Annotated in this window: 30 protein-coding genes and 1 tRNA gene; 21 read left to right on the plus strand and 10 right to left on the minus strand. The window is 65.7% G+C overall.

Going from position 1 to position 26,320, the window contains the following annotated elements:
• Nucleotides 1-47: 47 nt before the first annotated feature.
• The 4 genes from ACE10Z_RS20950 (at nucleotide 48) to ACE10Z_RS20965 (ending at nucleotide 3,703) form a co-directional block, all read left to right on the plus strand.
• Nucleotides 48-254 (plus strand): hypothetical protein, encoded by a 207-nt coding sequence (locus ACE10Z_RS20950; RefSeq protein ID WP_375789570.1) that lies wholly within the window; start codon nucleotides 48-50, stop codon nucleotides 252-254.
• A gap of 167 nt (nucleotides 255-421) precedes the next feature.
• Complete coding sequence (locus ACE10Z_RS20955; protein ID WP_375789571.1) at nucleotides 422-2,437, plus strand: acetyl-CoA carboxylase biotin carboxylase subunit; 2,016 nt, start codon at nucleotides 422-424, stop codon at nucleotides 2,435-2,437.
• Nucleotides 2,438-2,540: 103 nt separating this feature from the next.
• Nucleotides 2,541-3,407 (plus strand): oxaloacetate decarboxylase, encoded by an 867-nt coding sequence (locus ACE10Z_RS20960; RefSeq protein ID WP_375789572.1) that lies wholly within the window; start codon nucleotides 2,541-2,543, stop codon nucleotides 3,405-3,407.
• Nucleotides 3,404-3,703, plus strand: coding sequence for an acylphosphatase (locus ACE10Z_RS20965; RefSeq protein WP_375789573.1), 300 nt, complete (start codon nucleotides 3,404-3,406; stop codon nucleotides 3,701-3,703). Before ACE10Z_RS20960 ends, ACE10Z_RS20965 begins: the two co-directional genes overlap by 4 nt.
• A gap of 9 nt (nucleotides 3,704-3,712) precedes the next feature.
• Here ACE10Z_RS20965 and ACE10Z_RS20970 read toward each other — a convergent pair whose 3' ends face one another.
• Complete coding sequence (locus tag ACE10Z_RS20970) at nucleotides 3,713-4,525, minus strand: class I SAM-dependent methyltransferase (protein WP_375789574.1); 813 nt, start codon at nucleotides 4,523-4,525, stop codon at nucleotides 3,713-3,715.
• Nucleotides 4,526-4,766: 241 nt separating this feature from the next.
• Here ACE10Z_RS20970 and ACE10Z_RS20975 point away from each other — a divergent pair, with 241 nt between their 5' ends.
• The 3 genes from ACE10Z_RS20975 to ACE10Z_RS20985 are packed head-to-tail and all read left to right on the plus strand — an operon-like array spanning nucleotide 4,767 to nucleotide 7,449.
• Nucleotides 4,767-5,324, plus strand: coding sequence for a GbsR/MarR family transcriptional regulator (locus ACE10Z_RS20975; RefSeq protein WP_375789575.1), 558 nt, complete (start codon nucleotides 4,767-4,769; stop codon nucleotides 5,322-5,324).
• Between the two features lie 26 nt (nucleotides 5,325-5,350).
• The gene (locus ACE10Z_RS20980) at nucleotides 5,351-6,016 is read left to right on the plus strand and encodes a DUF4166 domain-containing protein (RefSeq protein ID WP_375789576.1); all 666 of its coding nucleotides are present in this window, start codon (nucleotides 5,351-5,353) and stop codon (nucleotides 6,014-6,016) included.
• The gene (locus ACE10Z_RS20985; protein WP_375789577.1) at nucleotides 6,013-7,449 is read left to right on the plus strand and encodes a TIGR01777 family oxidoreductase; all 1,437 of its coding nucleotides are present in this window, start codon (nucleotides 6,013-6,015) and stop codon (nucleotides 7,447-7,449) included. Before ACE10Z_RS20980 ends, ACE10Z_RS20985 begins: the two co-directional genes overlap by 4 nt.
• A gap of 207 nt (nucleotides 7,450-7,656) precedes the next feature.
• On the opposite strand, the gene lipB is transcribed toward ACE10Z_RS20985, so the two are convergent.
• The gene (gene lipB / locus ACE10Z_RS20990; protein ID WP_375789578.1) at nucleotides 7,657-8,385 is read right to left on the minus strand and encodes a lipoyl(octanoyl) transferase LipB; all 729 of its coding nucleotides are present in this window, start codon (nucleotides 8,383-8,385) and stop codon (nucleotides 7,657-7,659) included.
• A 60-nt stretch (nucleotides 8,386-8,445) separates the two neighbouring features.
• Here lipB and ACE10Z_RS20995 point away from each other — a divergent pair, with 60 nt between their 5' ends.
• Together ACE10Z_RS20995 and ACE10Z_RS21000 are read left to right on the plus strand one after the other, a co-directional pair.
• Entirely contained in the window at nucleotides 8,446-8,691 is a 246-nt protein-coding gene (locus tag ACE10Z_RS20995) for a FliM/FliN family flagellar motor switch protein (protein WP_021080574.1), read from the plus strand.
• A 92-nt stretch (nucleotides 8,692-8,783) separates the two neighbouring features.
• A tRNA-Leu gene (locus ACE10Z_RS21000) sits at nucleotides 8,784-8,868 on the plus strand.
• Nucleotides 8,869-9,093: 225 nt separating this feature from the next.
• On the opposite strand, the gene ACE10Z_RS21005 is transcribed toward ACE10Z_RS21000, so the two are convergent.
• Nucleotides 9,094-10,011, minus strand: coding sequence for a hypothetical protein (locus ACE10Z_RS21005; protein WP_375789579.1), 918 nt, complete (start codon nucleotides 10,009-10,011; stop codon nucleotides 9,094-9,096).
• On the opposite strand from ACE10Z_RS21005, the gene ACE10Z_RS21010 reads away from it, so the two are divergent.
• A complete protein-coding gene (locus ACE10Z_RS21010; RefSeq protein ID WP_375789580.1) occupies nucleotides 9,998-10,165 on the plus strand; it encodes a hypothetical protein in 168 nt (55 codons plus the stop codon). The genes ACE10Z_RS21005 and ACE10Z_RS21010 overlap by 14 nt on opposite strands.
• 8 nt (nucleotides 10,166-10,173) lie before the next feature.
• Here the strand turns inward: ACE10Z_RS21010 and ACE10Z_RS21015 are convergent, their stop codons facing one another.
• Nucleotides 10,174-11,550, minus strand: coding sequence for a polysaccharide deacetylase family protein (locus ACE10Z_RS21015; protein WP_375789581.1), 1,377 nt, complete (start codon nucleotides 11,548-11,550; stop codon nucleotides 10,174-10,176).
• Nucleotides 11,551-11,645: 95 nt separating this feature from the next.
• Nucleotides 11,646-12,485 carry a polysaccharide deacetylase family protein gene (locus ACE10Z_RS21020; protein ID WP_375789582.1) on the minus strand — a complete coding sequence of 280 codons (840 nt, stop codon included), beginning with the start codon at nucleotides 12,483-12,485 and terminating at the stop codon, nucleotides 11,646-11,648.
• An 84-nt stretch (nucleotides 12,486-12,569) separates the two neighbouring features.
• Between ACE10Z_RS21020 and mgtE the strand changes: the two genes are divergently transcribed.
• The 3 genes from mgtE to ACE10Z_RS21035 all read left to right on the plus strand — a co-directional run bounded on the left by mgtE (nucleotide 12,570) and on the right by ACE10Z_RS21035 (nucleotide 15,401).
• A complete protein-coding gene (gene mgtE / locus ACE10Z_RS21025; protein WP_375789583.1) occupies nucleotides 12,570-13,991 on the plus strand; it encodes a magnesium transporter in 1,422 nt (473 codons plus the stop codon).
• 82 nt (nucleotides 13,992-14,073) lie between these two features.
• Nucleotides 14,074-14,394 carry a helix-turn-helix domain-containing protein gene (locus ACE10Z_RS21030; RefSeq protein WP_375789584.1) on the plus strand — a complete coding sequence of 107 codons (321 nt, stop codon included), beginning with the start codon at nucleotides 14,074-14,076 and terminating at the stop codon, nucleotides 14,392-14,394.
• A gap of 797 nt (nucleotides 14,395-15,191) precedes the next feature.
• Entirely contained in the window at nucleotides 15,192-15,401 is a 210-nt protein-coding gene (locus ACE10Z_RS21035) for a hypothetical protein (protein WP_176530756.1), read from the plus strand.
• 80 nt (nucleotides 15,402-15,481) lie between these two features.
• On the opposite strand, the gene ACE10Z_RS21040 is transcribed toward ACE10Z_RS21035, so the two are convergent.
• Genes ACE10Z_RS21040 through ACE10Z_RS21060 form a run of 5 tightly spaced genes read right to left on the minus strand, consistent with a single transcriptional unit; the run spans nucleotide 15,482 to nucleotide 17,800 of the window.
• On the minus strand, nucleotides 15,482-15,790 hold the full coding sequence (locus tag ACE10Z_RS21040) for a hypothetical protein (protein ID WP_375789585.1): 309 nt from the start codon (nucleotides 15,788-15,790) through the stop codon (nucleotides 15,482-15,484).
• Between the two features lie 28 nt (nucleotides 15,791-15,818).
• A complete protein-coding gene (arsC, locus tag ACE10Z_RS21045; RefSeq protein ID WP_375789586.1) occupies nucleotides 15,819-16,220 on the minus strand; it encodes an arsenate reductase (glutaredoxin) in 402 nt (133 codons plus the stop codon).
• The gene (locus ACE10Z_RS21050) at nucleotides 16,217-16,918 is read right to left on the minus strand and encodes an aquaporin (protein ID WP_375789587.1); all 702 of its coding nucleotides are present in this window, start codon (nucleotides 16,916-16,918) and stop codon (nucleotides 16,217-16,219) included. The genes arsC and ACE10Z_RS21050 overlap by 4 nt, the downstream gene beginning before the upstream one ends.
• A complete protein-coding gene (locus ACE10Z_RS21055; RefSeq protein WP_375789588.1) occupies nucleotides 16,918-17,445 on the minus strand; it encodes an arsenate reductase ArsC in 528 nt (175 codons plus the stop codon). Before ACE10Z_RS21055 ends, ACE10Z_RS21050 begins: the two co-directional genes overlap by 1 nt.
• The gene (locus ACE10Z_RS21060) at nucleotides 17,438-17,800 is read right to left on the minus strand and encodes an ArsR/SmtB family transcription factor (protein WP_375789589.1); all 363 of its coding nucleotides are present in this window, start codon (nucleotides 17,798-17,800) and stop codon (nucleotides 17,438-17,440) included. The genes ACE10Z_RS21055 and ACE10Z_RS21060 overlap by 8 nt, the downstream gene beginning before the upstream one ends.
• 132 nt (nucleotides 17,801-17,932) lie before the next feature.
• On the opposite strand from ACE10Z_RS21060, the gene ACE10Z_RS21065 reads away from it, so the two are divergent.
• From ACE10Z_RS21065 to hydA, 8 genes are all read left to right on the plus strand, one after another.
• Nucleotides 17,933-18,250 carry an ArsR/SmtB family transcription factor gene (locus ACE10Z_RS21065; RefSeq protein WP_375789590.1) on the plus strand — a complete coding sequence of 106 codons (318 nt, stop codon included), beginning with the start codon at nucleotides 17,933-17,935 and terminating at the stop codon, nucleotides 18,248-18,250.
• A gap of 47 nt (nucleotides 18,251-18,297) precedes the next feature.
• Nucleotides 18,298-19,656 carry an NAD(P)-binding domain-containing protein gene (locus tag ACE10Z_RS21070; RefSeq protein ID WP_375789591.1) on the plus strand — a complete coding sequence of 453 codons (1,359 nt, stop codon included), beginning with the start codon at nucleotides 18,298-18,300 and terminating at the stop codon, nucleotides 19,654-19,656.
• Entirely contained in the window at nucleotides 19,653-20,819 is a 1,167-nt protein-coding gene (locus tag ACE10Z_RS21075; protein ID WP_375789592.1) for an MFS transporter, read from the plus strand. The genes ACE10Z_RS21070 and ACE10Z_RS21075 overlap by 4 nt, the downstream gene beginning before the upstream one ends.
• Nucleotides 20,820-21,161: 342 nt before the next feature.
• On the plus strand, nucleotides 21,162-22,466 hold the full coding sequence (locus ACE10Z_RS21080) for an MFS transporter (RefSeq protein ID WP_375789593.1): 1,305 nt from the start codon (nucleotides 21,162-21,164) through the stop codon (nucleotides 22,464-22,466).
• Nucleotides 22,467-22,519: 53 nt separating this feature from the next.
• A complete protein-coding gene (locus ACE10Z_RS21085) occupies nucleotides 22,520-23,287 on the plus strand; it encodes an aspartate/glutamate racemase family protein (RefSeq protein WP_375789594.1) in 768 nt (255 codons plus the stop codon).
• A gap of 9 nt (nucleotides 23,288-23,296) precedes the next feature.
• The gene (locus ACE10Z_RS21090) at nucleotides 23,297-24,139 is read left to right on the plus strand and encodes a GntR family transcriptional regulator (protein ID WP_375789595.1); all 843 of its coding nucleotides are present in this window, start codon (nucleotides 23,297-23,299) and stop codon (nucleotides 24,137-24,139) included.
• Nucleotides 24,136-24,900, plus strand: a complete 765-nt coding sequence (locus ACE10Z_RS21095) for an aspartate/glutamate racemase family protein (RefSeq protein ID WP_375789596.1) — start codon at nucleotides 24,136-24,138, stop codon at nucleotides 24,898-24,900. The genes ACE10Z_RS21090 and ACE10Z_RS21095 overlap by 4 nt, the downstream gene beginning before the upstream one ends.
• Nucleotides 24,900-26,312, plus strand: a complete 1,413-nt coding sequence (gene hydA, locus ACE10Z_RS21100) for a dihydropyrimidinase (protein WP_375789597.1) — start codon at nucleotides 24,900-24,902, stop codon at nucleotides 26,310-26,312. The genes ACE10Z_RS21095 and hydA overlap by 1 nt, the downstream gene beginning before the upstream one ends.
• The last annotated feature ends 8 nt before the right edge of the window (nucleotides 26,313-26,320 follow it).

The following is a 26,320-nucleotide window of genomic DNA, read 5'->3' on the forward strand; positions in this document are numbered from 1 at the left end:
GAGAACAAAATAGGAACATGATGTGCCACCTGAATCCCGGATGCCCCATGATGTCTGCACGGCCCGAATCTGATGACGATGACGGGCTGGAGGCGGCTGTCGATCAGGCGATTTCTGCCTGCGGCGGCAATCTGCGCGCGACCATCCGGGCGCTGATCGTGGCCAATGAATTCCTGGAGAATGAGGTCAGCGAGCTGATGAAAGCCGTCGCGAAAGCGTATTCGCGCGGCCGCTTCAAGACCTATTCGGGCTGAAATTCCCCCTCAGGCTACCGCCACGAACCGGACAAGAACCGGCCAGGCGCCGGCCCGGTCTGCATTTGCCTCCGGGGCATTTTGCTGTACCACGGAGACGTTACGCCCAATCGCCCGTGCCGGATTGCGCGGGGAGGAATCCTGCCCAAAGCCCAAGCAAGAAGAGCATGTTCAAACGAATCCTGATCGCCAACCGCGGCGAGATCGCCTGCCGGGTCATCAAGACTGCGCGCCGTATGGGGATTGAGACGGTTGCCGTCTACTCCGAGGCCGACCGCGACGCGCTGCATGTCGAGATGGCCGACGACGCCGTGTTGATCGGCCCGCCCGCCGCGGCCGAGAGCTATCTTCTGATCGACAAGATCGTCGATGCCTGCCGCAAGACCGGCGCGCAGGCCGTGCATCCCGGCTACGGCTTCCTATCCGAGCGCGAGGCGTTTCCGCGCGCGCTGGAGGCCGCCGGCATCGTCTTCATCGGCCCGAACCCCGGCGCCATCGCCGCGATGGGCGACAAGATCGAATCCAAGAAGGCCGCGGCCAAGGCCAAGGTCTCGACCGTGCCCGGCCATCTCGGCGTGATCGAGGACGACAAGCACGCGGTCCAGATCGCCGACGAGATCGGCTACCCCGTGATGATCAAGGCCTCCGCCGGCGGCGGCGGCAAGGGCATGCGCATCGCGCATTCGAAGGCGGAGGTCGCCGAAGGCTTCAACCTCGCCAAGGCGGAGGCGAAGTCGTCGTTCGGCGACGACCGCGTCTTCATCGAGAAATTCATCGTCGATCCCCGGCACATCGAGATTCAGATCCTCGGCGACAAGCATGGCAACGTGATCTATCTCGGCGAGCGCGAGTGCTCGATCCAGCGCCGCAACCAGAAGGTCATCGAGGAAGCACCGTCGCCGCTGCTCGACGAGCAGACCCGCCGCAAGATGGGCGAGCAGGCGGTCGCGCTGGCCAAGGCGGTCAATTACGATTCGGCCGGCACCGTGGAATTCGTCGCCGGCCAGGACAAGAGCTTCTACTTCCTGGAGATGAACACCCGCCTGCAGGTCGAGCATCCCGTCACCGAGCTGATCACCGGCATCGACCTCGTCGAGCAGATGATCCGCGTCGCGGCCGGTGAGAAGCTTGCGCTCGCGCAGAAGGACGTCACGCTGACCGGCTGGGCGGTGGAGTCCCGCGTCTATGCCGAGGATCCGTTCCGCAACTTCCTGCCGTCGATTGGCCGGCTGGTGAAATACCGCCCGCCGGCCGAGGCCAGCCATGACGGCATCACGATCCGCAACGACACCGGTGTGCAGGAGGGCGGCGAGATATCGATCCATTACGATCCGATGATCGCCAAGCTGGTCACCCACGCACCGTCGCGCGCTGCCGCGATCGAGGCGCAGGCGACCGCGCTCGACGCCTTCTATGTCGACGGCATCAGGCACAACATTCCTTTCCTGTCGGCCTTGATGAACCATCCGCGCTGGCGCGAGGGCCGGCTCTCGACCGGCTTCATCGCGGAGGAATTCCCGAAAGGGTTCTCGGCGCGCGCGCCCGAGGGCGAGATCGCGCGGCGGCTCGCGGCGGTCGGTGCTGCGATCGACCATGTGCTGGGCGAGCGCAAGCGGCAGATTTCCGGACAGATGGGCGGCCGCGTGGTGCAGCGCGAGCGCCGCCGCGCGGTGTGGCTCGACCATGCCGAGATCGCGCTCGACGTCGCGCGCGAGGATGACGCCATCGCGGTGCGCTTCATCGGCGCCGACGGGCTCCCCGGCAATCCGCACAATCTGGTGTCGAGCTGGGCGCCGGGCGAGCCGGTGTGGCAGGGCACCATCGACGGCAATTTTGTCGCCGTGCAGGTGCGTGCGATCAACAACGGCTTCCGCCTCGCGCATCAGGGTTTTGAGGTGCCGGTCTATGTCTTCACCGAGACCGAGGCGACCTCGGCGCGGTTGATGCCGGTGGTCTCGGCCGCCGACACCGGAAAGAAGTTGCTGTGCCCGATGCCCGGGCTCGTGGTGTCGATCGCGGTGACCGAGGGCCAGGAGGTCAAGGCCGGCGAGACGCTCGCTGTGGTGGAAGCCATGAAGATGCAGAACGTGCTGCGCGCCGAGCGCGACGGCACCGTCAAGAAGATCCACGCCGCCGCCGGCGCCACGCTCGCGGTCGACGCGCTGATCCTGGAGTTCGCATAGACCCGTCATTGCGAGCGCAGCGAAGCAATCCATCGTGCGGCAGCGAAGATCTGGATTGCTTCGTCGCTGCGCTCCTCGCAATGACGAATTGAGGAGTCCTGCCATGGCCTTCCGCAAGCGCCGCGAAGCACTGCGATCGATTCTCAACGGATCAACCTGCATCCGCCCGGGCTCGGTCTATGACGCGACCTCGATCCGGATCGCGGAGGATCTCGGTTTCGAGCTCGGCATGTTCGGCGGCTCGGTGGCCTCGCTCGCCGTGCTCGGCGATCCCGATATCGCGCTGATCACGCTGACGGAATTCGCCGAGCAGGTACGCCGGATGTCGCGTGCGTCGACCCTGCCTGTGCTGGTCGATGCCGACCACGGCTACGGCAATGCGCTCAACGTTCGCCGCACGGTTCAGGAGGTCGAAGCCGCCGGTGCCGCCGGCCTCACCATCGAGGATACGCTGCTGCCGCAAGCGTTCGGCCAGGCCAAGGCGCAGCTGATCTCGCTCGAGGAAGGCGTCGGCAAGATGAAGGCCGCGCTTGACGGCCGCAGCGATCCGTCGCTCGTCATCCTGGGCCGGACCGGCGCCGTCTCGATCACCAATCTTGATGATGCGATCGCACGGGCCAGGGCCTATGAGGCGATCGGCGTCGATGGGCTGTTCTTCACCGGAATCACGTCGCGCGGCGAGCTCGAGGCGCTCTCGGCCGCGACGACGCTGCCGATCGTGCTCGGCGGCGCGCCGGAAGAGATGACCGCGCTGGACTATCTGGCAAGCCAGCGCGTCCGGATCGCGCTGCAGGGCCACGCGCCGTTCGCGGCCGCAACCCAGGCCGTCTACGAGACGCTGAAAGCGCTGCGCGAAGGCGCTTCGCCGAAGCACCTCAAGGGCATCGCCTCGTCCGAACTAACTAGCCGCGTGATGCGCGAGGCGGAGACCAAGGCGCGCAGCGGCGAGTTCCTCGGTCTGAAGAAATGAGCGGCGTGATCCGCCATGTCACGATCAGCGGCCGCGTCCAGGGCGTCGGCTATCGCGCCTGGGTCGACGAGCAGGCGAACGCGCGGGGGCTCGAAGGTTGGGTCCGCAATCGCCGCGACGGCAGCGTCGAGGCGGTGTTCGCCGGCCCCGAGGCCATCGTCGCCGACATGATCACGGCGTGCGGCCGCGGCCCGTTCTCGGCGCGGGTCGATGCCGTGCGCGCCGGATCAGGCAATTCCGATCTTCTGAACCTGCGCCGGGCAGGGGAGCGGTTCTCGGTCCTGCCGACGGTGTGACACGCAGTGCTACACGGCCGCCGAGATCACCAGCGCCTGAATCCGCCCTTCGATCGCGCCGTTGCCGAAACGGCGCGCGAGCGCCGATGCGGCGTGCTCGGTCGCAGCATCAAGTCCGATACCGCCGCGTGCCTCGATCTCGCCGCGCAGCGGTGAGCCCTGGCAAAAACCGATCGCCGGATCGTGCGGCGCGTTCGCCCGGCTTTGCAGCCGGACGGTGTCGATCTCGACCGTGCTGAAGCCCGCGGCCAAAAGATCGGCCCGGATCGGGTCTGGCGCGTAGTGGCCATGGGGCGTGCGCGCGAGGAATCGCGGCGGATCGGCCGGGAAGACCTCTGCCAATGCCTGGGTGACCACGTCGGCGAACTCGTTGCCTTCGATGCGATCCCACACGTTGAACAGGAAACGGCCGCCCGGCTTCAGCACGCGGCGAGCCTCCGAATAGCCCTTGGGCTTGTCGGGGAAGAACATCGCGCCGAACTGGCAGGCGACGACATCGAAGCTCGCACTGTCGAACGGCAGGTTGAGTGCGTCGGCCTGCCGCCACCTGATATCAGCCGCGTCCGGCATCCGCGACTTCGCCCGTTCGAGCATGGGTTCATTCAGGTCGGTCGCCACGATCCGTGTGTCGCGGCCGAGCGCCGACCACAGCGCTCGGGTGACGGCACCGGTGCCCGCGGCGGTCTCGAGCAGGTCGCGCGGGCCAATGGCCTTGGCCCGCTGCGCCAGATCGCGGGCGTAGGGTTCAAAGATCATCGGCACGAGAAGCCGGTCGTAGAGCTCCGGAATGGACCCTACGAACTCCTTGTCGGACGCTGGCATCGTAAGCTCCTTGTTGGCCGTGAAGCTGGCTCATGTCGACAGCCCGCCGTCCGGCTGAAAAAATCGTCCACCCGGATCAGGTTGGACGAAGACTTCGGCCGCGACAAAGGAAAACTCGTGATCTGTGATGAATCACCCTCGCTGGGGGCACACAGGAGAGAAGGCGTGCTGCGTCGCGCGGCCTTTCCGAGCGGCATCGATGACCCTTGACTTCCGCTCCGAACAATCTGATATTTCTGTCATGACAGAAATAACCGCCAAGAGAAAACTTCCCGCCGTCGTCGAGCGCTTCATCCTGCATTGGGGCGACATGGGCGACGAATGGGGCGTGAACCGCTCGGTCAGCCAGATCCACGGGCTACTCTACCTCGCGGAGGCGCCGATGACCGCGGAAGACATCGCCGATACGCTCGGCATGGCGCGCTCCAACGTCTCCAACTCGATCAAGGAGCTACTGTCCTGGGGATTGATCCGTCGGGTGCCGATCCTCGGCGACCGTCGCGACCACTTCGAGGCGGAGACCGACATCTGGGAGGTCGCGGCGAAGATCGCGGCCGGGCGCAAGGAGCGCGAGATCGATCCGGCGCTTGCGGCGCTACGCGCCTGCGTCTCCGACGCGGCCGACGATCCCGCCATCAGCCCGCTCGCCAGCAAGCGGCTGAAGGAGATGCTGACATTCACCGAACTGGTCGACCGCTGGTACACGCAGATGCTGAACGTGCCGCGGCCGCGCCTGGTGGCATTGATCAAGCTCGGCGAGAAGATCGTGAGTTTCCTGCCGACAGGCAGAGCCAGATAGGGGCGGCGGCGTAACGGGAGCGTGCGATGGCGTCAGCAAGGATATCCACCTTAAAGACAGCGCCGGCTTCCGATACGAAACTGTTCGACGACCATCGCTTCCGCGCATTGCTGTCGGACGAGGATTGGGGCCGCTTGCCGGTTGCGATCTGGCGCCGCTTCTCGAAGCGGTTCGAGGACGGCAACACCGTCGTCTATGTCGGCGAGGTCGAGGAAGCCTCGAACAGCCGCGCCGGATGGTGGCTGGCACAGGCCGCGCGGCTGATCGGCGGGCCGCTTCCGACCGGCACCGAGACCGGCGTGCCGATGATCGTCACCGTCACCGAGGACGCCGCGAGCGGCGGCCAGATCTGGACCCGCATCTGCGCGCGCCGCGACGGCTTTCCGCAGGTGATTCATTCCGCCAAACGCTTTGCCGGGCCGACCGGGCTCGAGGAGTATGCCGGCTTCGGCGTCAGCATGGCGCTGCGGATTGCGGTCGAGCACGAGGCGCTGGTGTTTCACAGCGTCGGCTATTCGCTGCGGCTGGGGCCGTTTCGGATGCAACTGCCCGAATGGCTCACGCCAGGCGATCTCACCGTCACCCATTCCGATCTCGGCTGCGGCGACTTCCGCTTCACGCTGGAGATCATCCACCCGCGTTTCGGCCGGCTGATCCGTCAGTCCGCCGTGTTCAGGGAGGCCTCGTCATGACGCCGCTGCTGTGGACCCTGGTCGCCATCCAGATCGCGATGGGCGCCTTCGACACCTTCTATCACCACGAATTCACCGAGCGGCTGGCCTGGCGTCCCTCGCAGCGCCATGAGCTGCGGTTGCACAGCGTGCGGAACATGCTCTATGCGCTGCTGTTCCTCGTGCTCGGCTGGCTGGAGGTGCACGGCGTTCTCGCGATCGCCGTCATGGCCGTGCTCGTTGTCGAGGTCGTCATCACGCTGATGGATTTCGTCGAGGAGGATCTGAGCCGAAAGCTGCCGCCGAGCGAGCGGATCAATCATACGCTGCTGGCAATCAACTACGGCGCCATCCTCGTGCTGCTGGTGCCGGTCCTGATCGGCTGGGCGATGCTGCCGACCGGCGTCGTGCCGGCCTATGCGGGCCTCCTAAGCCTGTTCGCAACGGCCGCGGCCGTCGGCGCGGCGCTGTTCGGTGCGCGTGACTTTGCTGCTGCCAGGCGGCTGGGACGGATGGTCAGCGGGCCGGCCGCCACCTTGGTCGAGAAGTTGCCTGCGGGACAGACCGTGCTCGTCACCGGCGCGACCGGTTTCATCGGCAACCGCCTCGTCGCGAGCCTCACCGCATCCGGCCATCAGGTGATTGCACTGATCCGCAATCCGGCGAAGGCCGAGATGCTGTCGCCGCCGGTGACGCTGATCACGAGCCTCGACCAGCTGCCCGCCGGCTCAGGGATCGACGCCATCGTCAATCTCGCGGGCGAGCCGATCGGGAACGGTCTTTGGACTGACGCAAAGCGCCGCAAGATCATCGCCTCGCGCATCGACATGACAGCCGAGGTCGTCAGGCTGATCGCGCGGCTCGAACGCAAGCCGTCGGTGCTGGTGAGCGGCTCCGCGATCGGCTGGTACGGGCTCTGGCAGGATCAGGTGCTGACGGAGTCGGCGAAATCCCACGCCTGCTTCAGTCACGAACTGTGCGAGGCCTGGGAGAATGCGGCGAAGGCGGCCGTCGATCACGGCGTGCGCGTGGCGTATTTGCGGATCGGTCTCGTGGTCGGCACCGACGGCGGTTTCATCACGCGGATGCTGACGCCGTTCGAGTTCGGTCTCGGCGGCCCGCTCGGCTCCGGCAAGCAGTGGATGTCATGGATCGAGCGGGACGATCTGGTGCGCCTGATCGCGCATGTGATCGCGAAGCCGGAGCTCTCAGGCCCGATCAACGCGACCGCGCCGATTCCGGTCACCAACACCAAGTTCACCGAGGAGCTGGGGCGGCGCCTGCACCGGCCCGCGATGTTCCGCGTGCCGGCCGCGCTGCTCCGCGCCGTCGGCGGCGACTTCGCCAACGAGCTCTTGCTCGGCGGCCAGCGCGTGCTGCCGAACAAGGCGCTGAGCAACGGCTTTGTGTTCCGGCACGAAACCTTGCGCAGCGCTTTCGAGGCGATCTTGTGAGGAGGGCGAGATGTCTGATGGCGGTTGCCGTGCATTTGGAGGTTGGGTCGCCGGATGCGGAGCCGCAACTGCGGTTCTCTCTGGCGTTGCCCAAACGCTCCTTATGTTCGCATCCGGCGGCGACATCATGAGGCTGCTGGGAGGCGTCATCGCGCTTCTCACATCGCCGGCAAGCTCGAGGTCGCGCCGCAGAAGGCGGCGTGAGCCCTACAGTGTTGCTTCCGGCAGGCGCGCTGCGGTGTCTCCGAACACTTCGGAAAATGCCTGCCGGAGCGCGATGTCGACATCGGCCATCGTGACCGGCAGTCCGAGATCGACCAGCGAGGTGACGCCGTACCGCGGATCGACCACGCCGCAGGGCACGATCGCCCGGAAGTGCGAGAGGTCGGGCTCGACATTGATCGCGATGCCGTGGAACGAGACCCAGCGGCGCAGCCTGACGCCGATCGCGGCGATCTTGTCCTCATGGCCCGGTCCCTTGTCCGGGCGCCGCACCCAGACCCCGACGCGGTCCTCGCGGCGCTCGCCGCGGACATTGAAGGCGGCCAGCGTGCGGATGATCCATTCCTCCAGCGAGGCGACATAGGCGCGCACGTCCGGCCGGCGCCGCTTCAGGTCCAGCATCACATAGGCAACGCGCTGGCCCGGGCCGTGATAGGTGACCTGGCCGCCGCGGCCGCTCTGGAAGGTCGGAAAGCGCGGGTCGAGCAGGTCGTCGGCCTTGCCGCTGGTGCCGGAGGTGTAGAGCGGCGGATGCTCGAGCAGCCACACCAGTTCAGGCGCCGCGCGCTCGGCGATCGCCGCCACCCTTGCGTCCATCTCGGCGAGAGAATCGGGGTAGGGCACTGGATGGTCCGAAATCCGCCATTCGACCGCTTCGCCGCCCGAAGGGCGCGCAAAGGTCGTCAAATCGAGGCTTTGGCGGTCGTTAACCATTAGCTAACCCTAACGTGGTCAGGTGAACCCACAATTTAGTTCCCGTCCGGCGGTTCAGAAGTGCCCACCCTCGATAAAGTCAGCGTCGATCTCATGGTGGTCCTCGGCACGACCACCATGCCGATTCACCAGGTCATGCGGCTGTCCCGCGGCGCCATCATCGAACTGGATGCCACCGAGGCCGACGAGGTCAAGATCCTCGCCAACAACCTGCCGGTGGCCAGCGGCGTCGTCCTGGTCGACCGCAACCGGATTGCGGTCGAGGTCAAGCAGATGCTGCCGAAATCTCCCGGGGTTCGCAGTTAATTCACGCATCAAGCGCCTTGTCCCTGCATCCGTGATTTGTTACATGGCCCCCTCGATGCGGCGGCGCCTTAGGGTTCCATCCGACATCCTTAGCGCTCGTGGCGGAATTGGTAGACGCGCTGCCTTGAGGTGGCAGTGGGTAACACCGTGGGGGTTCGAGTCCCTCCGAGCGCACCACACTTGGAATTTCCGATTGAAATTGTTGCGGTTTTAGCTCCCATGCTCCCGGTATGGGACGTGGTGCAATGTCGAACCGTGGAGTTCAGGTCCGCTTCCGCCGTGCGCGGAGGCCCACCACGACGCCGCCGCCCGGGTGAATCACACCCGGCGATTCTCCCTCTTGGACTCTCTATCTTCCGTCTTTCGTCGGCTGGTCGAACACCGACGCGACGGGGCGGTCGTTCACCGTTTCCACCAACGGCTGAAGTAAAGAAACAGCATCGCGCCGGCGATTGCAGGGCCGCCAGGGAGCAGCAGCACGGCGAGTGCCGCGACGATCACCAGTGCCGTGACGAACCACGGCTGCCTTTTCCCGCTCGGTGCCGACGGGGGAGCAGCCTGCGAGCCGACCACGCGCGTCACGCTCACCGGCGGTGGCGGAACATTGGGCATGCGCGAGGGGCCCGGCGCTGCGACGCGCGCCTGCGCCGTCCGCTTCTTTTCGTCCTGTCGTGCCAGCGCGACCAACACCGGGTCCGGCGGTGGCGGCGGCCGCTCGGCGGGATTCCATTGCCGGCCGGGCGGCGTCTGGCCGGCGGCCGCGGCGTTGCGGAATGCGGCGCGAGTCGGGCGCCGCGCGGAAGGGACGGGTCCATATTGTGCGGCCAGGCGCTGCGCTCGCTGCAACAACGCGTGCCGCTTTCCGAATCGACCATCACGGCGAAATGGCCGAAGCCGAGCAGCGACCGGATCACGTCCTTGCCGGAGCCGAAGTGCTTGCCGGCCGGCCCAGATCAGGTTGGTAATCGCCGGGCTGGTCGGCGCGCCCTGCGGCAGCAGCCGCGGACCGTCGGCAACGAAGTGGCGTTCGCCGTCGAGCGCCACTTCGTCGACCATCGGCTCGGTCCACAACAGCGCGAGCGGAATCGCGACCGCTTCGGCATAGCCCAGCGCCTCGAACAGGCCCTTGACGCGAGCGTAGGTCAAGGTCGGGAAGAAATCCTTGAGATCGAGATTGATCACCACGTCGCGGCCGACATGGTTGCGCGCATTGGTCAGGATGGAGCGCTGCGCTGCAAAGCCGTGCGCGGCGTCATGGAGTGGCACCCGCGCGAGGATGTTGTCCAGCACCCAATATTGCGTGCGCTTGAGACGCGGCATCGGCGCCGAGGGGCCCAATGCTGTCGCCTCGCGCAAGCAGATCGTCGCCGACGTCACCGAGCTCAGGCATGCCGGCGAGATCAAATCCTATATCGACATCTTCTTCCTGGCGCTGGTGATCCTGCTCTGTGTCGCCAAGATCGTGGTCAGCTAGATCGCGCCCTAATCAGGCACGCGCTTGCCGGCCGCCGAGGCCTCGGCGCGCGGGGTGCGCTTGGCGACATGGACCGGCGCATTGCTCGCGGCCGGCGGTACGACACGCAGCGGCGCGCCGTGAAGCCGGCCGTGGGCCGCAGCGGGAATCTGATGCGCGGCCTGCTTCGGATGCCTGGCCTGGCGCGCCGAGATCGCCTGCGCGCGCGGTGCGCCAGCTCCGGGGACAGCTGCCGCGCGCTGTGCGAGGCGGCGATCGGCCGCCGAGCGGGCCGCAAGCAGGGTCACGTCCAGCGCTTCGGGAATGCGAAACACGTCAGCCGCCGGGATCGGCAACGTCGAGGCCGACGCCGGCTGGGCGACCTGCGGCTGCGGCCACAACGTGCGGACGGATGCGCCGACGCGCGCGCGCTGCGCGTGATCGAGGACGTCGGCATCGCGCCAATCCATGTCGGCAAACACCGGCGCCGGCAGCGTCCGCGTCGCGGTGAAGACGAAGTTCGGAATTTTGGGCCAGCGCGTGATCGCGACCGTCTCGGTCGGCGGACGCATGAACCATTGCTGCGGCTCGGTCGGCGTCGCCGGACGGTCCGCTGTCGCGGGCACGACATGGACGATGCGGTAGCCGCGCTCCTTCAGCGTGTTGAGGATGCGCGGCAGCGCCGCAACCGTGCGCGGCTGGATGTCGTGCAGCAGCAGGATGCCCTTGTGCTTGGCCTCGATCCGCTGGATCGCGAGGTCGTAGACCCGCTGCGGCGAGATGTGGCGCCAGTCGTCAGCCGGGAAGTCGGCGCTCCAGACCTGGATGCCCTGCGAAGCCAGATACGCTTCGGGGATCTCGGCGCGCATCAGGCCGGGAATCCGGAAGAACGGCGCCAGCTTGCTCTTGTCGCCTTTGAGGGCGGCGAGCGTCGAGGCGATGCCGTCGTCGACTTCCTGCCGCACCCGCTCGAGCGGCATCTTGTTCATCGTCAACGGATGGTTCTGGCTGTGCGTGCCGACGGTATGCCCGGCGGCGATCAGCTTGCGCACGCCCTCCGGATTGAACCGGGCCTGGGAGCCGATGGTGAAGAAGGTCGCCTTGACGCACTGGCTGGCGAGAATGGCCAGCACCTGGTTGCTGTATTTCGGCAGCGGTCCGTCGTCGAAGGTCAGCACCACCTCGTGATCGGCGAGCGGCAGCGTCTCCGGATACTGCATGGTGCCGATCCGCGGATGCTCCCTGGGATCGACGACGATGGTCCGCGAGGTGCCGAGTGCGTTGGGGTTACCCGGGCAATCCGCGGCGAGGGCGGCCTGCGGCGTCATGAAGCAGCAGCCCAGTAGCGCCGCGCCGATCACGGTCCGCGACCGCTTCCGGATCATCACCAGGACGTCTGCAATCATCGATCTCGGCCGCATTCCAAACGCACTGACGAATCCTTAGGTGCGGCCCCATGAATGCCGCCTTAACGGTCTGTAATCCACCTTGGGTCCCGGGTTCAATGTGTCCGGTCGGACACGGTTTTCAACGCCGCCGGGACGATGTGGACGACGTGATAGTTATGCTCCTGCAGGTACCTTAGGAAGGCGGGCAGCATCTGTGCTGTTCGCATTTGCGGGTCATGCAGCAGGATAATTCCCTTGCGATGACCCTCGAGCCGCCCGGTGAGCAGCTTGAGTTCCTCTTCGGGCGTCATCTTGTTCCAATCGCTGGCCCAGAAATCGGCGCCGAACACCGCGATACCGCGCTTTTCCATGCGCCCGAGCAGGGCGGGCGTCGACTCGAAATAGGGGAACCGGAAGAACGGCGTGCTCGGGACCGTGCTCGCGGTGCCGCGCAGGGCCGTCTGGACCGCTTCGATTCCCCGGTTGATGTTCGCCTCGGCCTGATCCGTCGGCATTTTGTTGAGATGCGGATGGTCCCAGGTGTGATAGCCGATGCTGTGCCCGAGCCGCGCGATCTTGCGGACCATATCGGGATGATCCGCCGCATTGCGGCCGACCATGAAGAAGGTGGCCTGCACGCATTCGGTTGCCAGTGCGGTCAGCACCTTGTCGGTGACGCCAGGTGTCGGCCCGTCGTCGAAGGTCAGCACGACCTCGCCATCCCGCAGCGGCAGGGTCTGCGGAAAGCTCTTCAGCCCGACGCGCGGATAGGTCGCAGGGTCGACCTCGAGCACACGCGAGGTGCCGAGCGCGTCCTTGCGCGGGCATTCGGCGGCCTGCGCCGAGCTGATCAGCGCAAACGGCGCGATCGAGATCAGCGCAAACGGCGCGAGCGCGATCAGCGCCGCGACTATGTTCAGGATCGGTCGCGGTGCGCTCGACATCTTTCTCATTGCACTGGGCCCCACCGATTAGGTAATCCGTTCCGCACTCATCAGAGCAGTTTTTTCCTTCCTGTCAAACCGGCGAAACACGGCATGGCCGAGAATATCGACGTTGCCGAACCCGCCGAGGCCGACCCGCTCGCCCAGATGCCGATGCGGGACGAGGAGGGCCAGCTCCGCCCCGAATTCGTCGCGGAGATCGCCCGGGCCATCCATGCTGCCGACCGGCCCCTGTTGTGCGAGGTGGTGGCGGAACTGCACGAGGCCGATCTCGGCGACCTGATCGAAGCGCTGGAACCGGACGACCGCGTCACCCTGGTCGAGATCACGGGCACGGATTTCGACTTCTCGGCGCTCAACGAGGTCGACGAGACGGTCCGCGAGGAGATTCTCGAGGAGCTCGAGCCGGAGACCGTCGCCGAGGGCGTCCGCGAACTCGAATCCGACGACGCCGTCGAGCTGCTGGAGAGCCTCGACGAGGAGGACCAGGAAGAGATCCTGGAGAAGCTGCCGGCGGCCGAACGAGAGGACATCGAGCGCAGCCTGCTGTATCCGGAGAATTCGGCCGGCCGGCGGATGCAGACCGAGTTCATCGCGGTGCCGCCGGACTGGAAAGTCGGGCAGGCGATCGACTACATGCGCGACACGCCCGATCTGCCGGACCGGTTCTACGAGATCTATGTGGTCGACCCCGACAAGCATTTGCTGGGCGCGGTGCCGCTCGACGTGCTGTTGCGCACGCGCCGCCCGGTTCCGGTCAAGGACCTGATCGACGAGGACCGCCGCCGGGTCTCCGCGCTGGAGGACCAGGAAGAGGTCGCGCGGATGTTCGGCAAGTACAATCTGGTCGCGGCTCCCGTGGTCGACACCACCGAGCGGCTGGTCGGCGTGATCACCATCGACGACGTCGTCGACGTGATCGAGGAGGAGGCCGACGAGGACCTCAAGGCGCTGGGCGGCGTCACCCATCCCGAAGAGCTGTCCGACACGGTCTGGACCATCGCTCGCGGCCGCTTCAACTGGCTGCTGGTCAATCTCGCCACCGCGTTCCTGGCCTCCTCGGTGCTCGGCCTGTTCGAGGGCCAGCTCGAGAAGATGGTGGCGCTCGCGGTGCTGGCGCCGATCGTGGCGAGCCAGGGCGGCAATGCCGCGACCCAGACCATGACGGTCGCGGTGCGCGCGCTCGCCACCCGCGAACTCGGTGCGTTCAACGCGACGCGCGTGGTGCTGCGCGAGACCATGGTCGGGCTCGTCAACGGCCTCGCCTTTGCCGTCATCACCGGCATCGCCGCTGTGGCATGGTTCAAGATCCCCGGCCTCGGCATCGTGATCGGGCTTGCGATCATCTGCAACCTGGTCGCCGGCGCGCTCGGCGGCATCCTGATTCCGATGGTGCTCGAACGGGTGCGCGCCGATCCTGCGGTCGCCTCCGGCACCTTCGTCACGACCGTCACCGACGTAGTCGGCTTCTTCTCGTTCCTCGGCATCGCCACGCTGTGGTTCGGCTTGAAATAGCCCGGCGCCTGCGGGCCTGCTTATCGTTAATCGCGCCTTAACGGGGTTGGCGGATGATGCTCCTATCTTCACGGGGGCCATCATGCAGCGGTTGCGGCTCAAGGCGGACGGACTAATTGTCGAATTGCGCGACGGGCAGGAAATTCCGCTCGTGCCCGCACATCCCGCCGAGGCGGCGACGCAGCCTTCGGCCTCGCAACCGGCTGTGCGCGATCTGCGCCGCCGGGCCCAGCTCACCCAGCTCGAATTCGCCGCCAAGCTCGGCGTGCCGGTGGAGACCATCCGCAACTGGGAGCAGGGCAAGCGCGCCCCGCGGGGACCCGCCCGCGCGCTGCTCGCGGTGATCGCGCATTCGCCGGAGACGGTGTTCGCCGCGCTGTCGAGCGAGCCGACCGCGGCGTGAGCTGATAAGGCGCGCGCTCCACCATCGCTCGGTCTCTTGGAAGCCGTCGTCCTGGCGAAAGCCAGGACCGATAACCACCGCATGTGATGATGGATGGGATCGCGGCCCCAGCATCGCGCAACAATTCTCATTTGGGGTAATGGGTCCTGGCTTTCGCAGGGACGACAGCGAGTGTGTTGCGCGATCTGTGAGTCAAACTTCCGCATTCTCGCGACATGATCTGTCCGAGCTTTGCTGTTCGTTCCGCCCTCTCTCTTCAAGAGGGCGCAGGGAAAGCCGGGTGCCGATCGCACCCATGGGCCCCGAGCAAAAGGTAGAAAGCTCGGGGGTAGGACCACAGGTGTAACCGGAGCAATCCGGCTTTCCCTGCGCGATGGGTTACGGCTTATACGTGCTCTCCCCGGCGAGACTGGGCTTTTTTGTCACCGCCTTCGCAGGGCGCTTGCGCGCTCTGCGAGAGGACACCTGCCACTAGGGCGTCAGGCCTGCACGATTTCGCCGTCCGCCACATTGCGCACTCGTCAGTTGCGCAACCGGCGTCCACCGCATCTCGACCCACGTTCGTGACGATCGCGAAGCGCCCCTCGATCGGGCGAGACGGGCGAACCATACACTGAGTTGCACTTCGGATAAAGCGAAATATTTTTGCCGCGGGGGCTTGCGCCGTCGGGCAACTCAGTGATTGGCGATTTTCGGTGCGGGCCGGCCGCAACGCTCATGGGGCTTGCCAGCAAGGCGGTTTGGCCGCTTTAATCGGAGGATTGCAGTACGTTCTTATTTGAAGCGTGGATTTCCCCATGAAGGCCATCGAGCAGATCATTGCCGGCTACGTGTCGCTGAAGAATCGTCAGGCGCTGGAACAGCTCAGAGACCATCGCCAACACCTGCTGGACGATGTTCGAACACATAGCGTTCCGGGTTTCAGGCCATCGGTCGTGAACGAGACCCTCGCCGAGGAAATCGAGCTCATCGAGGGAGCATTGGCTCGCTTCGATGAGCACGGATAGCTCGCGATTGGGGGCGTGGTTTCGCAACCGCAGCGCCTCTCGGGTCGTCAGGCAATCAGTGGCGTCTGAATTAGAGCCGATCAATCACTCTTTGGCCGGTGCGTCAGCACCCCGATGGCCAGCATGCCCGTGCCGCCCAGCGTGGCGCCGGCCGCGGCCTGGAGCAAGAAAATGTCGGCAGGTCGCAACTCATTGAGGGCGCCGTTGCCCATTACCACGGTCGTTGCATAGCTTTGCAGAAAGCAACCTCCCAGCGCGCCAGCGATCAGCCCCACCGCACTGTGGCCCCAGAACCCGAACGCGTGGTCGTGCACAACAGCGGCGGTGAGATGAGCACCGATGAATCCGGCAACGATCTGGATGTAGAGGTTGGTTGCGGTCCAAAGCATCGGTCGCTCCATTGGCCGCACCAGCCCTTCATCGCGCGGCGACCACCTCGCCGTCTTCCTTAACGAACCGTCCAACCGGTGAGTCCAGAAGATCGATGACGGCCTCCGATGGCCTGCACAATCGCACACCCTTGGGCGTCACCACGATCGGTCGATTGATGAGGATGGGATGCGCCAGCATGAAATCGAGCAATTCGTCGTCCGTCCATTTCGGCTGATCCAGGCCGAGTTCTTTGAAAGGCGTTCCCTTCTCGCGCAGCAGGGCGCGGACGGGGATGCCCATCGCGGCAACGAGCTCCTTGAGTGTCTCGCACGACGGCGGCGTCTTGAGATATTCGATGACAACGGGCTCGGCGCCACTCTGGCGGATCATCGCGAGCGTGTTCCGCGAGGTGCCGCAATCCGGGTTGTGATAGATCGTGACGGTCATGGTCGTGTCTCCGCAATAGCGACGGGGCCGCGCACCTCGGGACGTCCGAGCAGCCAGTTCATCAGCAACATGCCGGCGAACGCGCCGCAGAGCTCGGCGAGGATGAACCCCGGAAGGTCAGCAGGCCGAATGCCGGCGAACGTGTTGGTCAGGGAGCGTGCGATCGCAACGGCCGGGTTTGCGAACGACGTCGATGCTGTGAACCAATAAGCGGCCGTGATGTAGAGCCCGACCAGCCAGGGAACGGCCGCACGCTGAAAACGGATGCCGGCGAGAATGGTGGCGACCAGGCCGAAGGCGGCCACTGCTTCCGCAAACCATTGCGCGCCACCGGTCCGGACCTTCATCGACAGCTCGATCAAGGGGTGAGCGAACATCGCGTGCGCCGCCATCGTCCCGACAATCCCGCCGATGATCTGGGCGGCGATGTAAAGCACGGCTTCGTTCACCGGCAGCTCGCGCCTGCCGGTAAAAACGAGCGTGACGGCCGGATTGAAATGCGCACCGGAAATCGGACCGAGCACGGTGATCAGGACGACGAGGATCGCCCCGGTCGGCAACGTGTTGCAGAGAAGCGCGAGCGCGACATCCTTGGTCAGGGTTTCGGCCATGATGCCGGAGCCGACCACGGTTGCAACGAGAATGCCGGTGCCGAGCGCCTCGGCCGCAAGGCGCCGGGGAAGGTCGAACGTGTGCATCAGCCGGCCTTTGGCGTTGAATTTGTCGCGCCATCGGCGCGTCCGATCTCGCGCAGCTTGGTACCAAGCGAGAGCTTGTCGATGCTCCTCAATGGGAGGCTCACGAAGATGTTGATTCGATTCTTGAGATAACGAAACGCAGTCATGAACGCGGCCTGCTTTTCCAGGTCGGTACCGCGGACCTCCGCGGGGTCTTCGATTCCCCAGTGGGCGGTCAGTGGTTGGCCGGGCCAAATGGGGCAGGCTTCACCCGCTGCGTTGTCGCAGACCGTAAACACGAAATCCATCACCGGCGCGTTCGGATCGGCGAATTCGAGCCAGCTCTTCGAACGCATCCTGTCGATCGGGTAATCCAGAGTCTCGAGCGTGCGAAGCGCAATTGGATGCACGGCGCCCTTTGGCGCACTCCCTGCAGAGAAAGCACGGAAGCGGCCGGCTCCGTCTTTCCGGAGGATTGATTCCGCCAGGATCGAACGCGCCGAGTTGCCGGTGCAGAGAAAGAGGACGTTGTAGAGATGGTCAGGCACGGCTTCGCTCCTTTCGCGGTGGAGGGCAACACGGTTGCAAGCTCTCGACGACCGGCGCGCAAACCTCAGGTCGCCCGTCGCAGCAATCCCGAAGCAGGAACACCGCGACGTTGCGAAATTCTTCCAGGTTGGCGCGGTAAACGATCGACCGGCTACGCCTTTCCGAAGTCACAAGGCGGGCGCGGGTGAGGATCGACAAATGCGCCGACAGGGTGTTCTGGGGCACCTCCAGCAGGCGGGCGAGGTCACCTGCGGCAAGTCCCTCGGGCTCATGTTTGACGAGCGCCCGAAATGCCTCCAGTCGAGTCGACTGCGAAAGGGCGGCCAAGGCCAGAACGGCTACTTCTGTTTCCATATATCCAGATTTATGGAAGTATTACCGCGAGTCAACCGGATTTTGCGTTCAGCCCGGCTGATACACTCTGTTACTTCGAATATTCTAGAAATATCGATTGACGGCGATGCGGCGTGGGTGCATCATGCGTCCATGAAGATCGATGATGCAGCCGCGCGCCTTGAAGCCTTGGGTAATCCAACGAGGCTCAAAATCTATCGCGCGCTTGTTCGTGCAGGCCATGCAGGCATGCCCGTCGGACGCCTGCAGGAACGCTTGAAGATTCCTGCGTCTACGCTGTCGCACCATGTGAAGGGGCTGGTCTCCGTAGGCCTGGTCTCGCAGGTGCGCGAAGGCACGACGCTGATCTGCCATGCGGAGTACGGCACGATGCAGGGGCTGGTGGACTTCCTTGTCGCCGAATGCTGCGTCGAGGAATCCGCGTGCGGCGAGGCCCAGTCGGCGGCCTGATTTTTTTGCGCAATCATTCGATTATCCTAGAAGGATGGGAGTAGATCGTGAACTCAGCAAAGACAGTCGCAATCATCGGCGCGGGGCCTGTTGGCCTGGCAGCGGCGGCGCATGTGTTCGAACGCGGCATGACGCCCGTGGTACTGGAGACCGGCGCCGAGGCAGGCCATGCGGTGCGGCAATGGCAGCATGTTCAGCTATTCTCGCCGTGGGAGTACAACGTGGATCACGCCGCCGCGCGGCTGCTTGCGGACATCGGCTGGAATCGGCCCGACCCCAAGGTCTATCCGACCGGCGGCGAACTGCTCGATCAGTATCTCATTCCGCTCGCGACCCGCACGCCGCTCAAGGACGTAATCCGCACATCGAGCCGCGTCACCGCGGTGTCCCGCGCCGGCTTTGATAAAGCCAAGACGAAGGACCGGGAAAAAGCGCGGTTCGAAATCCGCTATCAGAACGGCAAAGGTCCCGAAACGATGCAAGCCGACGCCGTCATCGACAGCTCCGGCACGTGGGCGTCGCCGAACCCGGCTGGCGCGAACGGGCTTGCCGCCATCGGCGAGCGCGAAGCGCAACGGAATATCGCCTACGGAATGCCTGACGTGCTCGGCAAGGACAGGGACCGGTATGCGGGCAGGGCGGTTGCCGTGCTGGGGGCCGGGCATTCCGCGATCGGCACGCTGACCGACTTGACGAGACTGGCGGAGCAGGCGCCGGGCACGCGCCCGATCTGGCTGCTTCGCGGCAGCAATCCTGCAAAGGCCTTTGGTGGCGGCGCGAACGACAAGCTGGCCGCCCGCGGCGAGCTGGGCGCGCAATTCGCTTCGCTCGTCGCCTCCGGCCGTGTGCAGGTCGAGGCAGGTTTCCCGGTTGCCGCGATTGGCCAGGTGGACGGCCGGCTGCGGATCGCGACGTCTGCGTCGTGCTGTGGGCGCAGCATCGTTGTCGACGAGCTGGTCGTCGCGACCGGCTTTCGTCCCGACCTGTCGTTCCTCAGTGAGGTTCGTCTGCGGCTCGATCCGGCGATCGAAGCGCCGGTGGCGTTGGCTCCCCTGATCGATCCGAATGAGCACTCCTGCGGAACGGTGCGGCCACATGGCGCGCGCGAGCTGGTTCAGGACGATGCTGGGCTCTACCTCGCAGGCATCAAGAGCTACGGCCGTGCACCGACCTTCCTGATGATCACGGGCTACGAGCAGGTGCGCTCGATCGCTGCCGACATCGCGGGAGACCGCGAAGCGGCGGAACGCGTGGAGCTGGACTTGCCCGAGACCGGCGTCTGTACGCGCGGGGGCGTCGAAGGCCCCGACAATGCAGGGAGCTGCTGCGGTGGTCCGGCACCGGTTCAAGCCGACGCCTGCTGCGCGGACGATGCGTCAGCCAAGGCGGCAGGGCGCGCTGAATGAGCCGCCGTGCAGATAACGTCCTGATCGTCGCGCTCGGTACAACGCAAACCCTGGCCTGGGCGTCGAGCTATTATCTGCCGGCGATTCTCGCGGATCCGATTGCGCGCGACCTCGGCATATCGACAAACTGGCTGTTCGCCGCGTTCTCGATGGCGCTCGTGATCTCGGGACTGCTCGGCCCACGCGTCGGCCGCCAGATCGACCGCATGGGCGGGCGCGAGGTGCTTTGCGCGTCCAACCTGATCCTGGCGTCCGGCCTGATTCTGCTCGGGTTGTCGCAAGGCCGCGTTCTCATGGCCGCAAGCTGGTTGCTGCTCGGCGTCGGCATGGGCCTTGGCCTGTATGATGCGGCCTTCGCGGCGCTCGGGCGAATCTACGGCAACACCGCGCGCCGCTCCATCACCGGCATCACCTTGATCGCCGGGTTTGCCAGCACGATCGGCTGGCCGCTGACCGCGTGGGGCCTTGCAACCATCGGCTGGCGCTGGACCTGCTTCGGCTGGGCGGCGGCGCACGTTTTGATCTGCCTGCCGCTCAACGCCTTCGTGGTCCCCAAGCTGAAGAGCGAGCATCGGATCGCAGCCGACGCGCCAAAGCCGCATATTCCGATCGACCGCGCGATGGTGCTGCTCGCCTTTGCCTTCGCGGCCGCGTGGAGCGTCACGTCGGCCATGGCGGTTCATTTGCCGCGAATTCTGGAGGCGTTGGGCGCGACGCAAACGCAGGCGATCGCGGCAGGCGCATTGATCGGACCGGCACAGGTGGCGGCGCGGATTGTGGAAGCGAGCCTGCTGAAGCGCTTCCATCCACTATGGTCGGCGCGATTGGCCTGCATCACGCACCCCTTGGGAGCCTGCGTCATCGGCCTGTTCGGCGGGGGCTTCGCCGGGATCTTCGCGCTGCTGCATGGAGCCGGCAACGGCATTCTGACGATTGCGCGCGGCACGCTGCCGCTGGCGATATTCGGTCCAAAGGATTACGGCTACCGGTTGGGGCTGCTCGGCGCGCCGTCGCGGCTGTCGCAAGCCGTCGCGCCCCTGGCGTTCGGGTTCCTGATTGCACCGCTCGGCGGTTATACGTTCGCGGTCACATCGGCTCTCAGTCTGGCTGCGCTCCTGGCATTGTTCGCACTCAAGGCCGAGCCGAAGATCCCCTCGCAGTAGCGTCGCGACCTTTCATCCGCCGAACCGCGCACAGGTTGGGGCAGAACGCCGCGGCGCGCTCGCTGGAGCCGCAACGCCGGGGCAATTTCCCGAAATCACCTCGCTCGAGCGGGCTACCGGACGCCTAATCCCTCATCACGGGCTGATCAGTAATGATGCTTTATGTGATTAAAATGTAGTGAAATCAATATTTTATAACTAATTGCATGCAGAATGCAAAATGTGCTTGTCGCCTCGCGCGGCTTGAAGCAGACTTCTCGCGGGGCAGGAGAGGGCCAATGACCTTCGATGACGAAGGTCGCGCCAGGGGCAAACAACAATCTGCCGGCAGAGGAGCGAGCAATGAGCGATCAGGTGTCCACCATCGCAATGGCAGATACGGCGAAGCCTTCCGGCGTGCGCTGGAAGATCTTCCTGCTGATGCTGTTCCTGATCTCGATCAACTATATCGATCGCGCCTCGCTCTCGGTCGCAATGCCGGTCATCGCCAAGGAGTTCGATATCGATCCGGCGATGCAGGGCTTGATCCTGAGCTCGTTCTTCTGGACCTACGCGCTGATGCAGGTGCCGGGCGGCATGCTCGCCGATCGCTTCAAGCCGCGCATCGTGATCGCCCTCGCGACATTGTTCTGGGGCTTCTTCCAGGCGCTGGCCGCGCTGTCCACCAGCTGGATGCTGCTGCTCCTGACCCGGCTCGGGCTCGGCGCGTCGGAAGCGCCGATCTATCCGGCCGGCGGCAAGCTCAACGCGATCTGGATGACGCAGACCGAACGTGGCCGCGGCGCCACCCTGCTGGACGGCGGCGCGCCGCTCGGTGCCGCGCTCGGCTCGATCGTGATCGCCTGGCTGATGGCGGCGTTCAGCTCCTGGCGCGTCGCCTTCGTCGTCGCGGGCGTCGGCACCATGCTGTGCGGGCTGTTGGCCTGGTACTACATCCGCAACGTGCCGCGCGAGCATCCGTCGGTCAATGAAGCCGAGGCGCGCTATCTCGAGGAGGCCCATGCGATCGAGGACGCGGCGACGCCGCCGTCGTCCGGCGCAAGCGGGCTGGCTTATTTCCGCTTCCGCTCGGTTTGGTGCATGTGCCTGGGCTGGATGTTCTTCAACACCACCTTCTATGGCCTGCTGACCTGGATGCCGACCTATTTGTTCAAGGTGCACGGCTTCGACATCAAGGCGCTCGGCGGCGCCTCCTTCATCATCTTCTTCGCGGGCTTCGTCGGCGAACTGGTCGGCGGCTGGATCGGCGACGGCTGGCGCGCGCGGGGCGGTGCGCCCAACACCGTGTTCCGCACCCTGTTCGGCATCGCGGCGATCATGGCGACGGTCTCGATCTTCCTGGTCGCCTACGTCACCAATGCGGTCGTAGTCGTGGTGCTGCTGTCGACAACATTGTTCTTCCTGCGCTGGTGCGGCATGTACTGGGCGATCCCGTCGGCGCTCGCGGGCCGCGGCAAGTCCGGCTTCCTCGGCGGCTGTATGAATCTCGGCGGCAACATTGCCGGCATCACCACGCCCTTGATCGTCGGCTTCATCGTGCAGGCCACCGGCTCCTACTTCCTGGCCCTGATGTATTTTGCCGCCGCCGGAATTGCGCTGTTGATCTGCTCGACCCTGATCGACTACAGCCGCAAGCTACCGGTCTGAAACGAGGACGGCCGAATCCTGCCAAGGGTTCGGCCGGTTGATGAGGCAAGCGAATGACACGTCCCATCCGGCTCGGCATGCTGACGCCGTCGTCGAATACCGCACTCGAGCCGATCACCTGCGCGATGCTATCCGGCGTCGACGGCGTCTCGGCGCATTTCTCGCGCTTCAAGGTGACGGAGATCGCGCTGTCGGAACAGGCGCTGCGCCAGTTCGACGCCACCGAGATCTTGCGCGCAGCCGAGTTGCTCGCGCATGCCAAGGTCGACGTCATTGCCTGGAACGGCACCTCGGCAAGCTGGCTCGGCTTCGATCGCGACGAAAGCCTGTGCGAGCAGATCACGGCGGCAACCGGCATCAAGGCCTGCACCACGGTGCTGGCCTATCGCGACCTGCTGCGGCGGATCGGCGCCGAGCGTATCGGTCTGGTGACGCCGTATCGCGGGGATGTGCAGGACAAGATCATCGCCAACTGGAATGCGGCGGGGCTGCACTGCTTCGCCGAGCGGCATTTGTCGCTGCAGGATAATTTCTCCTTTGCCGAGGTCAGCGAGGCCGAGGTCGCGGGGATGATCGAGCAGGTGGTGCGCGAGGGCTGCGATGTCGCCGTCGTGCTCTGCACCAACATGCGCGGCGCGGGTGCTGCCGAGCGGCTGGAACGCGGGTTCGGCGTGCCGGTGCTGGATTCGATAGCGGTGACGCTATGGGCGTGCCTCACAGCTGTGGGCTGCGATCCGTCGCGCGTGCACGGCTGGGGCAGCCTGTTCACGAACCCCGATCTGCGCGCTGCGAGCGCGATCTCCGATCATCACGATGGATAAGGGCGTGCGGTGACCGAAGCCAAGACTGATGCCAAGACTGAAGCCAAGACCAAAGCCGAGCCGACCAGACGTAGCAAGGAACCCAAGCGCGCGATCACGGCGCCGCAACGGCGCCGCCTGCGCGTGCCGCGGGTCGGACTGCACGAGCAGGCGGCGGCGCGGCTGCGCACCATGATCGTGCGCGGCGAGCTGGCGCCGGGACAGTCGCTCGGGGAGGCGGACCTGTCCGATGCGCTCGGCATTTCGCGGACCCCGCTGCGCGAGGCGCTGAAGCAGTTGGCGAACGAAGGCCTGGTCGAGCTGCGGCTCAACCACAGTGCCGTGGTGGCGCCGTTCCGCCGCGCCGAATTGACCGAATTGTTCGAGGCTGTCAGCGGCATCGAGCGCTGCGCGGCCGAGCTGGCCGCGCTGCGCATGGAGGACGCCGACTTCGAACGGCTCGACGCGCTGCAGGACAAGATCGAGTGGCACCACGGCCGCGGCGAGCTGCGCGACTATTTTCAAACCAATCAGCAGATCCATTCGGCGATCGTGGGCTTCGCCCGCAACGCGGTGCTGAAGGCGACGCATGAGGCGCTGCTGGCGCGGGCCGAGCGGGCGCGGTTCTTCGCGCTCTCGGTGCTCGGGCGCTGGGATGAATCGGTGCGCGAGCACCAGGATATCCTGGCCGCGCTCAGGCGCCGCGATGCGGCGCGGGCCGGGGAGATGCTGGCCCACCATGTGCGCCGCACCGGCGAGATCGTCGCCGAGACGCTGGATGGCAATGCGCTGAACAACGAGGCGGGTGACGCCGCGGTGCCGGACACTCCCGCAAAGCCGCGCGGCCGCAAGACGAGGAATGTTGCGTCATGAAGATCCTGCTGCTCAATCCCAACACGACGGCGGCAGTGACGGATCTGCTCCACGCCGCCGGCAGCAAGGTGGCCTCAGCCGGCACCGAGCTCGTGCCCGCGACCGCCTCGCGCGGCGTACCCTATATTGCGACCCGCGCCGAGGCGCAGATCGGCGGTGCGATCGCGCTGGAGATGCTGGCCGAGGCCGGCCCGAGGATCGATGCCGCCATCATCGCCGCGTTCGGCGATCCCGGCCTGTTCGGCGCGCGCGAGCTGTTCGCGTTTCCGGTGGTGGGCTTGGCCGAGGCCGCGATGCTCACCGCCTGCATGCTCGGCCGGCGGTTCTCGATCGTGACCTTCGCCGGCGCGCTGGCGCCCTGGTATGAGGAGTGTGTCGCCATGCACGGGCTGAGTTCACGCTGCGCCGGCATCCGTGCGCTCGACGGCAGCTTCCAGTCGATATCCGACGTGCAGGCCGAGAAGGAAGAGCTCTTGGTCGCGCTCGCCAACCAGGCGGTCGAGCAGGACAGTGCGGACGTCGTCATCCTGTCGGGCGCGCCGCTCGCGGGGCTTGCCGCAAAGGTCCGCGACCGCATTCCGGTGCCCGTGGTCGATCCGGTCGCGGCCGCCGTGCGCCAGGCGGAGACGCTTGCCGTGCTGAAGCCGCGCAAGGCGGTCGCCGGCACCTTCCGCCGGCCCGATCCGAAACCGACGATCGGGCTCGCCGAGCCGCTCGCCGCCATCATCGAACATCGCTCACCGAAAGAGGGGACGGACTGATGTCCTTCGACACCATCATCCGCGGCGGTACGCTTGTGACCGCTGCCGACACCTTCGCCTGCGACGTCGGAATCCGCGACGGCAAGATCACGGCGCTCGGTCACGATCTCGGCGATGCGGCCACGATTATCGACGCCACCGACCGGCTGGTGCTGCCCGGCGGCATCGACAGCCATGTCCATTTCGCCCAGCCGTCGGGCGACGGCATCGTGATGGCCGACGGCTTTGCCAGCGGCACCCGCTCGGCGGCGTTCGGCGGCAACACCACCGTGCTGCCGTTCTGCCTGCAGGAGAAGGGCCAGACGCTGCGCGAGGCGCTCAAGCACTACCATTCGCTGGCGGACGGCGAGTGCCATGTCGACGTCGCTTTCCATCTCATCGTCACCGATCCGACCGAGCATATGCTGGGCCAGGAGCTGCCGGCGCTGGTCGAGGATGGCTACACCTCGCTAAAAGTCTTCATGACCTATGAAGGGCTGGCGCTGTCGGATCGCGAGCTGCTCGAGACCATGTCGGTGGCGCGCGAGACCGGCGCGATGCTGATGGTGCATGCGGAGAACTTCGACGCCATCCGCTTTCTCACCGACCGGCTGGAACGCGCCGGCAACACCGCGCCGCGCTTCCACGCGACCTCGCGGCCGATCCCGGTCGAGCGCGAGGCGACGCACCGCGCGATTTCGCTGTCCGAGCTCGTCGACGTGCCGATCATGATCGTCCATGTCTCGAATCGCGAAGCGATGGACGAAATCCGCCGCGCCCAGCAGCGAGGCTTGCGGGTGATGGGCGAAACCTGCCCGCAATACCTCATGCTGACCGAGAAGGATCTCGATCAGCTCAACATGGAGGGCGCGAAATACGTCTGCTCGCCGCCGCCGCGTGACGTAGCGAGCCAGCAGGCCTGCTGGGAAGGCCTGCAGCAGAAGGTGTTCTCGGTGTTCTCGTCGGACCATTGCCCGTTCCGCTACGACGACCCGCAGGGAAAGCTCGCGCCCAAGGGGCGCACCAGCTTCCGCTGGGTGCCGAACGGCATTCCGGGCGTGGCGACGCGGCTGCCGATCCTGTTCTCCGAAGGCGTGGTGAAGGGGCGCATCGACCTCAACAGCTTCGTTGCCTTCAGCGCCACCAATCACGCCAAGATCTACGGCCTCTATCCGCGCAAGGGCACGATCGCCGTCGGCTCGGATGCCGACATCGCGCTGTGGGACCCTAAGCGCAAGGTGACGATCCGCCATGAGCTGATCCATGACGGTTCGGACTACACGCCGTATGAAGGGCTCGAAGTCACGGGCTGGCCGGTGCTGACCATGGTGCGCGGCAAGGTCGTCGTCGACGATGGCACCCTTGTCGGCAGCAAGGAGCACGGCACATACTTGCCGCGCGCCAAACCGCCCGCTGGAGCGACCATCCCCTAACCCGCAAG

The sequence above is a fragment of the Bradyrhizobium sp. Pha-3 genome (assembly GCF_042258615.1).
GTDB lineage: Bacteria > Pseudomonadota > Alphaproteobacteria > Rhizobiales > Xanthobacteraceae > Bradyrhizobium.

Excerpts from the sequence above, each read along its gene's own strand:
- mgtE (WP_375789583.1), top strand. The coding sequence starts at position 12,570 with ATGGCCGAGAATATCGACGTTGCCGAACCCGCCGAGGCCGACCCGCTC.
- ACE10Z_RS20980 (WP_375789576.1), top strand. The coding sequence starts at position 5,351 with ATGGCGTCAGCAAGGATATCCACCTTAAAGACAGCGCCGGCTTCCGAT.
- lipB (WP_375789578.1), bottom strand. The coding sequence starts at position 8,385 with ATGGTTAACGACCGCCAAAGCCTCGATTTGACGACCTTTGCGCGCCCT.
- ACE10Z_RS21080 (WP_375789593.1), top strand. The coding sequence starts at position 21,162 with ATGAGCGATCAGGTGTCCACCATCGCAATGGCAGATACGGCGAAGCCT.
- ACE10Z_RS21095 (WP_375789596.1), top strand. The coding sequence starts at position 24,136 with ATGAAGATCCTGCTGCTCAATCCCAACACGACGGCGGCAGTGACGGAT.
- hydA (WP_375789597.1), top strand. The coding sequence starts at position 24,900 with ATGTCCTTCGACACCATCATCCGCGGCGGTACGCTTGTGACCGCTGCC.
- ACE10Z_RS21035 (WP_176530756.1), top strand. The coding sequence starts at position 15,192 with ATGAAGGCCATCGAGCAGATCATTGCCGGCTACGTGTCGCTGAAGAAT.
- ACE10Z_RS21005 (WP_375789579.1), bottom strand. The coding sequence starts at position 10,011 with ATGCCGCGTCTCAAGCGCACGCAATATTGGGTGCTGGACAACATCCTC.
- ACE10Z_RS21040 (WP_375789585.1), bottom strand. The coding sequence starts at position 15,790 with ATGCTTTGGACCGCAACCAACCTCTACATCCAGATCGTTGCCGGATTC.
- ACE10Z_RS20960 (WP_375789572.1), top strand. The coding sequence starts at position 2,541 with ATGGCCTTCCGCAAGCGCCGCGAAGCACTGCGATCGATTCTCAACGGA.
- ACE10Z_RS21030 (WP_375789584.1), top strand. The coding sequence starts at position 14,074 with ATGCAGCGGTTGCGGCTCAAGGCGGACGGACTAATTGTCGAATTGCGC.
- ACE10Z_RS21075 (WP_375789592.1), top strand. The coding sequence starts at position 19,653 with ATGAGCCGCCGTGCAGATAACGTCCTGATCGTCGCGCTCGGTACAACG.
- arsC (WP_375789586.1), bottom strand. The coding sequence starts at position 16,220 with ATGACCGTCACGATCTATCACAACCCGGATTGCGGCACCTCGCGGAAC.
- ACE10Z_RS20955 (WP_375789571.1), top strand. The coding sequence starts at position 422 with ATGTTCAAACGAATCCTGATCGCCAACCGCGGCGAGATCGCCTGCCGG.
- ACE10Z_RS20950 (WP_375789570.1), top strand. The coding sequence starts at position 48 with ATGATGTCTGCACGGCCCGAATCTGATGACGATGACGGGCTGGAGGCG.
- ACE10Z_RS20975 (WP_375789575.1), top strand. The coding sequence starts at position 4,767 with ATGACAGAAATAACCGCCAAGAGAAAACTTCCCGCCGTCGTCGAGCGC.
- ACE10Z_RS20985 (WP_375789577.1), top strand. The coding sequence starts at position 6,013 with ATGACGCCGCTGCTGTGGACCCTGGTCGCCATCCAGATCGCGATGGGC.
- ACE10Z_RS21060 (WP_375789589.1), bottom strand. The coding sequence starts at position 17,800 with ATGGAAACAGAAGTAGCCGTTCTGGCCTTGGCCGCCCTTTCGCAGTCG.
- ACE10Z_RS21065 (WP_375789590.1), top strand. The coding sequence starts at position 17,933 with ATGAAGATCGATGATGCAGCCGCGCGCCTTGAAGCCTTGGGTAATCCA.
- ACE10Z_RS21085 (WP_375789594.1), top strand. The coding sequence starts at position 22,520 with ATGACACGTCCCATCCGGCTCGGCATGCTGACGCCGTCGTCGAATACC.
- ACE10Z_RS20970 (WP_375789574.1), bottom strand. The coding sequence starts at position 4,525 with ATGCCAGCGTCCGACAAGGAGTTCGTAGGGTCCATTCCGGAGCTCTAC.
- ACE10Z_RS21020 (WP_375789582.1), bottom strand. The coding sequence starts at position 12,485 with ATGAGAAAGATGTCGAGCGCACCGCGACCGATCCTGAACATAGTCGCG.
- ACE10Z_RS21050 (WP_375789587.1), bottom strand. The coding sequence starts at position 16,918 with ATGCACACGTTCGACCTTCCCCGGCGCCTTGCGGCCGAGGCGCTCGGC.
- ACE10Z_RS20965 (WP_375789573.1), top strand. The coding sequence starts at position 3,404 with ATGAGCGGCGTGATCCGCCATGTCACGATCAGCGGCCGCGTCCAGGGC.
- ACE10Z_RS21015 (WP_375789581.1), bottom strand. The coding sequence starts at position 11,550 with ATGATTGCAGACGTCCTGGTGATGATCCGGAAGCGGTCGCGGACCGTG.